Genomic DNA, 10,704 nt, shown 5'->3' on the forward strand with positions numbered 1-10,704 from the left:
ATGGCACTGACAATTGACCAGCCGATCGAACAAAAGCAGCAATCCTTGCCGGCAAGACTGTTTGCCAGCCAGACCTTCTGGGTGGTGATCGCGGTCATCCTGGCCTGCCTGTTCCTGTCTTTTGCCACCGACGCCTTCGCCACGTCGAAGAACCTTTACAACATCACCCGCAACATCACCTTCGTCGCCATCATCGCGCTCGGCATGACCTTCGTCATCATCACAGGTGGCATCGACCTGTCGGTCGGTTCGGTGCTCTGCCTGTCGTCGATGGTGCTGGCCGTCACCATGCATGCCGGCTACTCCATCGAGGTCGGCATCCTCGCCTCGATCGCCACCGCGCTCGCCATAGGCGCCTTCAACGGCATCATGATCGCCTATCTCGGCTTTCCACCCTTCGTGGTGACGCTCGGTATGCTGTCGATTGCCCGCAGCCTCGCCATGGTCGCCTCCAACAACACCGTCGTCTTCCAGTTCGGCCCGGATCACGACAAGCTTCTGGCGCTGGGCGGCGGCGCCTGGGTGTTCGGCATCGCCAATCCGGTCCTCTACATGATCCTTCTGGCGCTGATCACCGGATTTACGCTGCGCTGGACCAAGTTTGGCCGCCACATCTTCGCCATTGGCGGCAATGAGCACGCGGCGACGCTGACCGGCGTTCCCGTCAAGCAGATCAAGGTCGCCGTCTATATGATCTCGGCGCTGGCGGCGGGCATTGCCGGCATCATCCAGACCGGATGGCTGGGCGCCGTCACCACCAATCTCGGAACCGGCATGGAACTGCAGGTCATCGCCGCCACGGTCATTGGCGGCGCCAATCTCGCCGGCGGCGTCGGCACCGCCTTCGGCGCCATTGTCGGTGCCGCGCTCATCGAAGTGATCCGCAACAGCCTTGGTCTGCTCGGCATCAATGCTTTCTGGCAAGGCGTGTTCATCGGCGGCGCCATCCTGCTCGCGGTGCTGTTCGACCGGATCCGCAACTTCAGGCGCAATGACTGAATGTTTTTGGACTGAATCTTCCGGCTGGAAACCGTTGCCTTGACATCGAAATCCCTGTTCGACCTCAACGGCCGGCTGGCGCTGATCACCGGCTCCGGCCAGGGCATCGGCCTGGCGCTGGCGCGCGGCCTTGCCGAGCATGGCGCAAGTGTCGTGCTCAACGGCCGCGATGCCGGCAAGGTTGCCGGTGCTGTCGCCGGCTTGCGCGACGCCGGCTTCAAAGCGCACCCCTCGACCTTCGACGTGACGGATTTTCGCGCGGTCGATGCCGATGTCGCCCGCATCGAGGCCGAGATCGGCGCCATCGACATCCTGATCAACAATGCCGGCGTGCAGTTCCGCGCTCCGCTCGAGGACTTTCCCGAGGAGCAGTGGGAGCGGCTGTTCAAGACCAATGTCTCCGGCGCCTTCCATGCCGGCAAGGCGGTCGCCCGCAATATGATCGCGCGCGGCAAGGGCAAGATCATCAACATCGGCTCGGTGCAGAGCGAACTCGCCCGGCCCAACATCGCGCCCTATACGGCCACCAAGGGCGCAATCCGCAATTTGACACGTGGCATGTGCACCGACTGGGCGAAATACGGGTTGCAGATCAATGCCATCGCCCCCGGGTATTTCCGCACCGAGATGAACCAGGCGCTGGTCGACAACCAGGAATTCTCCGCCTGGCTGGAAAAGCGCACGCCGGCCGGCCGCTGGGGGTATGTCGACGAACTGATCGGCGCCGCCGTGTTCCTCGCCTCCGACGCCTCGTCCTTCGTCAACGGCCATACGCTTTATGTCGACGGCGGCATGACGGCTTCGGTTTGACGGGAAACCCTATCGCTCAGTCTGAAAATCCGTCGGCATAAGCGGCCCCCCAAGCTCACCACACCTCCCAGCCTTGACGCGAGCCCGAACTCAGCCGCACAATCCCGTCGCAGGCGAAGGGAGGCCAGTCGTCTGCGGGAGGTATAACCCATGACGGACGCGATCAGGCTCTATTGGGGCCGGTTCGGACATGTTTCTGTCCTGAATGTCGCCAGCGACTTCGTCACCCATGCGCATGTCGAGGCCCACATCATCATCTGGCTGGAGGGCACGGCCGGCGAGATGACCGTCGGCCGCGAGACGGTGCCGCTGGGTCCCGGCACCGCCGCCGGCATCAATTCCTACCAGCCACACAGCCACATTCTGTCGCAGAACGGCAGGCCCGGCCTGTTCCTCGCTTTCTACATCGATCCGGATTGGGCGCGCCGGCGCCGCGACCTGCCTTCGTCGGCGCCGTTGTTTGCACAGGCTGCGATCACGCTCGAACCATGGCTGCACCAGGCCGCCGCCAACCTGCTCGATCATTTGAGCGATAATGAAAGCATCGACGACGTCGCCAATTACGAGATCGAGCGCTTCATCGATAGCGTGCTTGACGCTGCCGACGCCTCGGCGCCGCAGGAGGCGCGCATCCGCGTCAACACCATGCAGGATTTCCGCGTCCGCAAGGCGATCCAGCTGATGAAGGCCAATGTCTGCGAGCGCATCTCGTTCGACGACGTCGCCCGCAGCGTCGGCCTGTCGCGGCCGCACTTCTTCGCTTTATTCAAGGAACAGACCAATCTGACGCCCAACGTCTACTGGAACACGCTGCGCATGGAGGAAGCCGTGCGGCAGCTGCAGTGGTCGCAGGAGCCGCTGATCTCGGTCGCCTGCAATCTCGGCTTCACCACCCAGGGCAATTTCTCGCGCTTCTTCCGCGACCATGTCGGCGTGCCGCCGACGCTTTACCGCGAAGCGGCGCGTGCCATGGCCTGAACGGGCCGTTCTTTTTCAGACTCCTTGATAGGGCCGCAAGACCCATTGATAAGCGCAGCGCCGGCCGCCGCCCTACCCTGCAGCGTATCGAATTCGTAGGGGAATGATCATATGGCTGAAGTCACCGTCTCCAGCGTCATCGACGCGCCGGTCGAAAAGGTCTGGGCGCGCATCCGCGACTTCAACGGCCTGCCGGGCTGGCATCCGCGCATGGTCAAGAGCCATATCGAAGACGGCAAGAGCGCCGAAACCATCGGCTGCGTGCGTAATTTCGAGCTCGCCAGCGGCGCGCGTATCCGCGAGAAACTGCTCGACTTCTCCGATTCGAATTTCCGCGTCAGCTACTCCATCCTGGAGACGCCGCAGCCGCTGACCAATCACAAGGCAACGCTGCAATTGCGCCGCGTGACCGACGGCGACCGCACCTATGCTGAATGGACCGCAACTTTCGACGCGGCGCCCGAAGAGGCCGACAAGATCGCCGCCGGCATGGCCGCCAATGTCTTCCAGGGTGGCTTCAATGCGTTGAAGAGCCATTTTTCTGGCCAGAGCTGAGTCAGGGGAGACTGCCATGGCGCTTGCCCTCCAGACCTTTTCGGCCGTCAGGGATGCCAACGCGGCGCTGAAGGCGCCCGGCACCCGCTATCTCGGCGGCGGCACGCTGGTCGTGCGCGCCGCCAATGAAGGCGATGTCTCCGTCACCGGCCTCGTCCGCTCGACCGATCCGACCCTCTCCGGGATCACCGTTGCCGGCGGCAAGGTCCGCATAGGCGCTTCGGTGACGATGGCGGCTATCGCCCGCCATCCGGAGCTTGCGGCGCTGTCCAAGGCCGCACGCGCCGTCGGCGGCCCGGCAATCCGCAATATGGCGACTGTCGGCGGCAATCTGTTCGCACCCGCGCCCTACGGTGATTTCGCTGTCGCCCTGCTGGCGTTGGATGCGACGGTCGGCACCGATGAAGGGGAATTGCCTATCGAGGATTTTCTGGCCAGGCGGGACGACAGCCGCGCCATCGTCACATCAGTCGCCTTCGCGTTGCCGAAGGCCGAGAATTTCCGCTTCCTGAAAGTGTCGCGGGTCAAGCCGAAGGGCGTCTCCGTGCTCAGCATCGCCGCCGTTCTCGAACAGGCCGGCGACGGCACTGTCTCCTCGGCGCGGATCGCGCTCGGCTGCATGGCAGACCGGCCGATGCGCGCCCGTGCTGCGGAAAAGGCACTGATCGGCAGCAGGCTCGAGCAGGACGGCGTCGCAGCGGCGCTGGCTGCAGCCGGTGAAGGCACTTCGCCAATCACCGACCCGATCGCCAGCGCCTGGTATCGCGCCGAGGTTCTGCCGGTCCATCTCGGCCGGCTGCTGCTTACTTAACCACCGCTTGGGGGGCGCGCGTCTGTCCGATCAACCGGGCAGGCGCGCTGGGAGGAAAAACATGGCAAAGGTTCCGGTTCAGTTCACGCTCAATGGCTCGGAGAAGGCCGAATTTGTCGACAGCGGCACGACACTGCTGCACGCGCTGCGCGACAAGATCGGCGACACCTCGCCCAAGGGCGGCTGCCACCAGGGCACCTGCGGCGCCTGTTCGGTCATCATCGACGGCGAACTCCGGCTCTCTTGCCTGACCCTGGCCGAGACCTGCAGCGGCGCCGACATCCGCACCACATCGGGCCTCGCTGAGGCCGGCGTGCTGCACCCGCTGCAGCGTGCCTTCCTCGATGCCTTCGCCACGCAATGCGGCTTCTGCACGCCGGGCATGATCATGGCCGCCAAGGTGCTGCTCGACCACACGCCCAATCTGAGCCGCGAGGACGTGATCGAGGCGCTGTCCGGCAACATCTGCCGCTGCACCGGCTACGAGCCGATCATCCAGGCGGTGCTGACGGCGGCCCGAGCCAATTCGCAGAACGCGGCCTAAGGACCAAAAGAATGGAACTGCGCAAAAACTATTTCGCCGATCAGCGCAAGGACGGCCTGCACGAGATCGGCCATGGGCGGCCGCGGCTGGATTCGCCGGGACATGTGACGGGCAAGACCGCCTATTTCGCCGACCGCAACGTCCCGAATATGCTTCACCTGAAAATGGTGCGCAGTCCGCACCACCATGCCCGCATCCGTTCGATCGACACTTCCGAAGCGGAGAAGCATCCCGGCCTGGTGAAAATCCTCACCGCCAAGGATGTGCCGCACAATGTCTACACCATCCTGATCCTGATCCAGGTCGGACCGGAAGACGAGCCGGTGCTGGCCGACGGCAAGGTACGCTGGAAGGGCGAGGCGGTGGTGGCGGTGCTGGCCGAGACCGAGCGCGCGGCTCAGGAAGCGGCAGCCAAGGTCAAGGTCGATTATGAGGTGCTGCCGGCCGTCTTCGACATGGAAGAAGCGCTGAAGCCTGGCGCGCCTTTGGTCAATGAATATCACGGCCAGAACTATTATCTCTATGACAGCGGCGAATGCCGCAAGGTGCGCTTCGGCGATGTCGAGGCGGGCTTCGCCGGCGCCGACCACATCCTGGAACAGAGTTATCAATCCTCGCCGATCGAGCATGCGCCGACCGAGACCACCGGTTGCGTCGTGGTGCCCGAAGGCAATGATCGCTTCACCTGCTACACCAACACCCAGGCGATGTTCTTCACCCTCGACAACGCCTCGATCATCCTGCAGATGCCCGGCTCAAAACTGCATTTCGTCGGCGGCACTGTCGGGGGCGGCTTTGGCGGCAAGGTCGACGTCATCGTCGAGCCGATCGCCATTCTTGGCGCTAAACAAACCGGACGCCCAGTCTGTTTCGTCTATAGCCGCGAGGAGGAGATGCAGATCTCCTCGCCGCGCGCCGCCGAAAAGATAATCATCAAGGACGGCGTGATGAACGACGGCCGCATCGTTGCGCGCAAGGTGACCGGCTATACCGATGCCGGCGCCTATTCGCGCCACTCGCCTTATGGCGCGCAGAAGGGAGCGGCGCACTATCCCGGCCCCTACACCATCCCCAATGTCTGGATCGACACCTACTGCGTCTACACCAACCGCACACCCTCCTCCGCGATGCGCGGCTTCGGCGTCACCATCGGCGACTTCGCGCTTGAGGTGCAGATGGACAAGCTGGCGCGGCTGATCGGCATGGACCCGCTCGAATTCCGCTTCATCAACGCCTATCGCGATGGCGACATGAAGGCGCATCGCCAGCCGACCGAAGGAGCGGCGCTGATCGAGTGTATGCAGGAGGCGTCGCGCGCCGCCAACTGGCCTGTGGCGGAGAAGTATATGGCGATGTCCTCCTACAAGAAGGGAGCTTGAGATGGCGCTAAGGCGCGGACGCGGCGTCGCCGCGATCAACTACCCGACGGGCATGAACCTTGGCGGCGACCCGACGCAGGCGCTGGTGCATTCGACGCCGACCGGCAATTTTATGGTCACACTTTCGTCGGTCGATCTCGGCCAGGGCCTGAAGCAGATCATGGCGCAGATCTGCGCCGAGACCATCGGCGTGCCGACCGACCGGGTCACCATCGACACCGCCGACACCGACACCGGCCCGCACTGCATGGGTACCTTCGCCTCGCGCGGCACCCACCGCGCCGGCAATGCCGTCATCCAGGCGGCCAAGGAAGCGCGCCAGGTGATGTTGGAAGTGGCGGCGGAAGAGCTGGAGGTCAACGCTTCCGACCTTGAGACTGACGGCCAGGGCAATATTCTGGTCAAGGGCGCGCCGCAAAAGTCGATCTCGATCTTCGATGTCGCCTTGTCGGCGCATTTCAAGCGCGGGCGCTCGATATCCGGGCGCGGCATGTTCCTGATCCCGCGCTCCTATCCGGAGAAAGAGACCGGCGCGATGAAGCCGTCGACCTGCTACGCCCATGCCTGCACGGTGGCCGAAGTCGAGGTCGATGACGAGACGGGCGAGGTTACGGTGCTAACCGTGAAGAACGTCTTTGAGATCGGCCGCGCGCTGAACCCGAAAATGGTCGAGCAGCAACTGGTCGGCGGTTCCTGGATGGGCATCAGCCACGCGCTCTACGAAACGACCGAGCCCTATTATCCCAACCGCGACCATGGCGGCACCGACTTCAACCAGTATCTGATGCCGGGACCGGGCGATCTCGCCCAAACCGAGATCATCGTGCTGGAGCGGCCGTCGGCGGATGGTCCTTACGGTGCCAAAGGACCAGGCGAAATGTGCGCGAACCCGCAGATCCCCGCGGTTGCCAATGCCGTCTTCGACGCCGTCGGCGTGCGCATCGATACGCTGCCGATCACACCGGAGCGCATATTGCGCGCGCTGAAGGCGCAAGCGGCGAACTGATGACGCCAGAGGTGAACGCAGAGACTGTCGCGACCTCGCCGGAGGCGGTGGCGTCCCATCTCGCCGCGTCGCGTTATCTCGCCGACGACAGCCTCGCAACCGCGATCTTCCTGGCGATACGGCTGGGCAAACCGCTGCTGCTCGAAGGCGCGCCGGGCGTCGGCAAGACGGAAGCGGCGAAGGCCATCGCCGAAGCCCTCGGCCGCGATCTGGTGCGGCTGCAATGCTATGAAGGCATCGACGCAGCACACGCGCTCTACGAATGGAACTACCAGCGCCAGCTGCTCGCCATCCGCCATGCCGGCGAGCATGAGATCGACATCTATGACGACCGCTTTCTGATCGCGCGGCCATTGCTGCAGGTGCTGCGGGCGCCGGAGCAGCGCGTGCTGCTGGTCGACGAGATCGACCGCTCCGACCACGAATTCGAAGCGCTACTTCTGGAATTCCTCTCCGACTTCCAGATCAGCATTCCCGAACGCGGCACCATCCGCGCCGAAGCGCAGCCGATCGTCATCCTGACGTCGAACCGCACCCGCGAACTCGCCGAAGCGCTCCGGCGCCGCTGCGTCTATCACTGGATCGGCTATCCCGACGCCGAGCGCGAAGCCGCCATCATCATGCTGCGCGCCGGCGATGTCGCCGAGACCACCGCCCGCGCCGTGGCGGCCGCTGTGCAGGAGATCCGCGTCCGCCCGCTGGCCAAGCCGCCCGGCATCTCCGAGGCCGTAGAATGGGCCAACGCCGCCACCATACTGGAGAAAGGCGGCAGCCCATGGCCGCAAGCCTTCCGCCGAGCCATCGGTGTGCTTATCAAGGACGAGGAGGATTTGTCCGCGATCGCGCCGGAGCTTGGCCAGATTGTCGAGGAGGCGCTGGGGTGACGTGTGAGGTCAACAGCTCGTTCATAGCGAGGTGGCCTCACCTGGGCACTTCGCAACGCTGGCGGGACAGCGCCCCCCTCTGTCCTGCCGGACATCTCCCCCACAAGGGGGGAGATCAGCCGTCATCCTGGCTTTCGCCAATCTCCAGCGGCGCAGAAAGAACCGAAGCGCCAAAGCTGCTGATCTCCCCCCTTGTGGGGGAGATGTCCCGCAGGACAGAGGGGGGCGCGAAGGAATGATGCGTCAGGGAACCCTTCCTCTCGCCTCCGCGCCCTTCCTCCACTTCGCCCGGCTGCTGCGCCGCCACGCCTTTGCCGTCGCCCCCGAGCAGGTCTCCAGCTTCATGCAGGCGGTCACCCTGCTCGGTCCCCGCTCGATGGCCGACATCCGCGAGGCGGCGCTCGCAACGCTTGCCCCCCCGCCCGATCGCCGCGGCGAATTCGAGGCGCATTTTCGCAATCACTTCCATGGCGATGACCAACCCTCGATCGAAGGCGAGGAAGACGAGGAAACCCGCATCAAGGACGATCACGGCACGCGCCAGGAGGAGAAACAGACCACGCGCCAGGAGAAAGGCGGCGAGCTGTCGTCGGCAATCGAACAGCTCAGCAGCCGCGACTTCCTCCGCGACGACGATGGCCTTGGGCCCTTCCGCCGCAAGCTCGCTTCAGCCCTCCCCGCGCGCCGCTCATTCCGCACCGTGCGCACCCATTCGCGCGGCAAGCTCGATCTGCGCCGCTCGCTCAGGGAAATCGTCAGCGCCGATGGCGATATCCCCTCGCCACAGCTGCGCCGCCGCCAGACGGTGGCGCGCAAACTGCTGATCCTGATCGACGTCTCCGGCTCGATGAAGCTGCACACGGCGGACTACCTCAAACTGGCGCACGCCGCCGTACAAGGTGCTGACCGTGCCGAAATCTTCACCTTCGGCACGCGGCTCACCCGCATCACGTCCGCACTGCGTATCCGCGATCGCGACCAGGCTCTCGCCCGCGCGGCGGCACTCGTCGACGACTGGGACGGCGGCACGCGCATGGGACCGACCTTGCTCGCCTTCCTCTCGGTGCCGCGTTTCTCAGCTTTCGCCCGCGGTGCCGCTGTGATCATCCTGTCGGACGCGCTGGAGCGCGGCGACCATGCCGATCTCGAGACCGCAATGCGCCGGCTGAGCGCCCGCGCCTTTCGCCTGTCGCTGGCCACACCGCTGGCCGGTGACCCGCGTTTCCTTCCCGCCACGGCAGCGCTCCGCGCCATCCTGCCTGATCTCGACGATCTCATCGACGGCTCGTCGCTCGGGAGCCTCACCGATTTCATCCTGTCGCTCGCCCGCCCCGCCCCGGCGGCGTCGGCAATCTGGAAAAGGGTATCGTGATGCAGAAAGCCATCGACGCGCATTTCCACATCTGGCGCCAGCAGGACCAGCCATGGCTGGTCGGGCCGATGGTGCCGCGCATTTTCGGCCCCTACGAACCGATCCGCCGCGACTATCCGATCGAGGAATTTCTCGCCGATCAGCAAGGCGCAGGTGTCGAGAAGGCCGTCTATGTCCAGACCAACTGGGCCAAGGAGGATTTCGAAAAAGAAGTCGCCTTCCTGCAGAAGACTGCCGACGAGACCGGCTGGCCGCACGCTATCGTCGGCTATACCGATATGACTGTCGACGATGTCCGGCCCCAGATCGATCGATTGAAAAAGTACCCGCTGCTGCGCGGCGTGCGCATGCAGCTGCATTGGCACGAGACGCCGGCCTTCCGCTTCGCTGCCTCGGCCGATCAGGTCATCGACCCCAAGGTGCGGGCCAATGTCGCGCGGCTTAAAGACTATGGCCTGTCCTTCGACCTGCAGCTTTTCCCTGCCCAGATGAAGGACGGGCTGACGCTGGTCGGCGAGAACCCGCAGATCAACTTCATCCTCACCCATGCCGGCATGCTGACCGACATGGAGCCGGAAACCACCGAGGCCTGGAAAGCCGGCCTGAGTACGCTATCAACAGCGCCGAACTTCTACGCCAAGCTGTCGGGCCTCGGCACCTTCGCCCACCGCAACGATCCGGCGTTGATTGCCTACATCGTCGACAATGCCATCGACATTCTGGGCGCTGACCACCTGATGTTCGGCTCCAACTTCCCGATCGAAAAACTCTGGACGACCCATGCCGAACTGATCAAGGCGCACCGCGCCGCGGTAGGCAAGCATGGCGCAGCCGCCGAGGCGGATATCTTCTGGAACACGGCCGAGAAGGTTTACAGACCGGCATAGCGCACTGCTTCCCCTCTCCCACAGGGGAGAAGGGAAATCCGCCCCTCACCTCACTTCAAACTCAGGATCGACCGGAATCTGCATCGCCGTCACCAGATGGTTGGTCTGCCCGGCCAGCCCGATGATCGACACCATCTCGCCATGCTGCGCATCGGTCATGCCTTTGGCGCGGGCGGCTGCCGTATGCGAATGGACGCAGTAGGAGCAGCCATTGGCGGTCGACACCGCGATATAGATCATTTCCTTGGTCAGCGGGTCGATGGCGCTCTCCGTGGCCATCACCACCTTCACCTGTTCCCATGTCCGTTTCAGCAAGGCCGGATCGTTGGCGAGCCCACGCCAGAAATTGTTGACGAAATCCGATTTGCGCGTCGCGCGGATGTCATCGAACACAGCCTTCGCAACCGGGATTTTTTCGACCTCAGCATCGCTGAGGAGTTTTGTGGCGGCCATGGCGTTTCCTTTCGTTGAATCGGTGG

12 protein-coding genes are annotated in these 10,704 nt (G+C 64.1%); 11 read left to right on the forward strand and 1 reads right to left on the reverse strand.

The window, feature by feature from the left end:
• From ACYG97_RS13710 to ACYG97_RS13760, 11 genes are all read left to right on the forward strand, one after another.
• Positions 1–999 carry an ABC transporter permease gene (locus tag ACYG97_RS13710; protein ID WP_023673048.1) on the forward strand — a complete coding sequence of 333 codons (999 nt, stop codon included), beginning with the start codon at positions 1–3 and terminating at the stop codon, positions 997–999.
• 39 nt (positions 1,000–1,038) lie between these two features.
• Positions 1,039–1,809 carry an SDR family oxidoreductase gene (locus tag ACYG97_RS13715; protein ID WP_023712093.1) on the forward strand — a complete coding sequence of 257 codons (771 nt, stop codon included), beginning with the start codon at positions 1,039–1,041 and terminating at the stop codon, positions 1,807–1,809.
• Positions 1,810–1,959: 150 nt separating this feature from the next.
• Positions 1,960–2,787 (forward strand): AraC family transcriptional regulator, encoded by an 828-nt coding sequence (locus tag ACYG97_RS13720; RefSeq protein ID WP_023733130.1) that lies wholly within the window; start codon positions 1,960–1,962, stop codon positions 2,785–2,787.
• 111 nt (positions 2,788–2,898) lie between these two features.
• Entirely contained in the window at positions 2,899–3,342 is a 444-nt protein-coding gene (locus ACYG97_RS13725; RefSeq protein ID WP_023687951.1) for an SRPBCC family protein, read from the forward strand.
• A 16-nt stretch (positions 3,343–3,358) separates the two neighbouring features.
• Positions 3,359–4,153 (forward strand): FAD binding domain-containing protein, encoded by a 795-nt coding sequence (locus tag ACYG97_RS13730; RefSeq protein ID WP_023733131.1) that lies wholly within the window; start codon positions 3,359–3,361, stop codon positions 4,151–4,153.
• 61 nt (positions 4,154–4,214) lie between these two features.
• Positions 4,215–4,697: a (2Fe-2S)-binding protein gene (locus ACYG97_RS13735; protein WP_023733132.1), complete on the forward strand. Its 483-nt coding sequence runs from the start codon at positions 4,215–4,217 to the stop codon at positions 4,695–4,697.
• Between the two features lie 11 nt (positions 4,698–4,708).
• The gene (locus ACYG97_RS13740) at positions 4,709–6,076 is read left to right on the forward strand and encodes a xanthine dehydrogenase family protein molybdopterin-binding subunit (protein ID WP_023733133.1); all 1,368 of its coding nucleotides are present in this window, start codon (positions 4,709–4,711) and stop codon (positions 6,074–6,076) included.
• A 1-nt stretch (position 6,077) separates the two neighbouring features.
• A complete protein-coding gene (locus ACYG97_RS13745; protein WP_023733134.1) occupies positions 6,078–7,082 on the forward strand; it encodes a xanthine dehydrogenase family protein molybdopterin-binding subunit in 1,005 nt (334 codons plus the stop codon).
• On the forward strand, positions 7,082–7,966 hold the full coding sequence (locus ACYG97_RS13750) for an AAA family ATPase (RefSeq protein WP_023733135.1): 885 nt from the start codon (positions 7,082–7,084) through the stop codon (positions 7,964–7,966). Before ACYG97_RS13745 ends, ACYG97_RS13750 begins: the two co-directional genes overlap by 1 nt.
• A gap of 235 nt (positions 7,967–8,201) precedes the next feature.
• Positions 8,202–9,338, forward strand: a complete 1,137-nt coding sequence (locus tag ACYG97_RS13755) for a vWA domain-containing protein (protein ID WP_023733136.1) — start codon at positions 8,202–8,204, stop codon at positions 9,336–9,338.
• Positions 9,338–10,225, forward strand: coding sequence for an amidohydrolase family protein (locus ACYG97_RS13760; protein WP_023733137.1), 888 nt, complete (start codon positions 9,338–9,340; stop codon positions 10,223–10,225). The genes ACYG97_RS13755 and ACYG97_RS13760 overlap by 1 nt, the downstream gene beginning before the upstream one ends.
• Positions 10,226–10,270: 45 nt before the next feature.
• On the opposite strand, the gene ACYG97_RS13765 is transcribed toward ACYG97_RS13760, so the two are convergent.
• On the reverse strand, positions 10,271–10,678 hold the full coding sequence (locus ACYG97_RS13765) for a carboxymuconolactone decarboxylase family protein (protein WP_023668181.1): 408 nt from the start codon (positions 10,676–10,678) through the stop codon (positions 10,271–10,273).
• Positions 10,679–10,704: the final 26 nt, after the last annotated feature.

The sequence above is a fragment of the Mesorhizobium sp. W067 genome, from assembly GCF_054719525.1.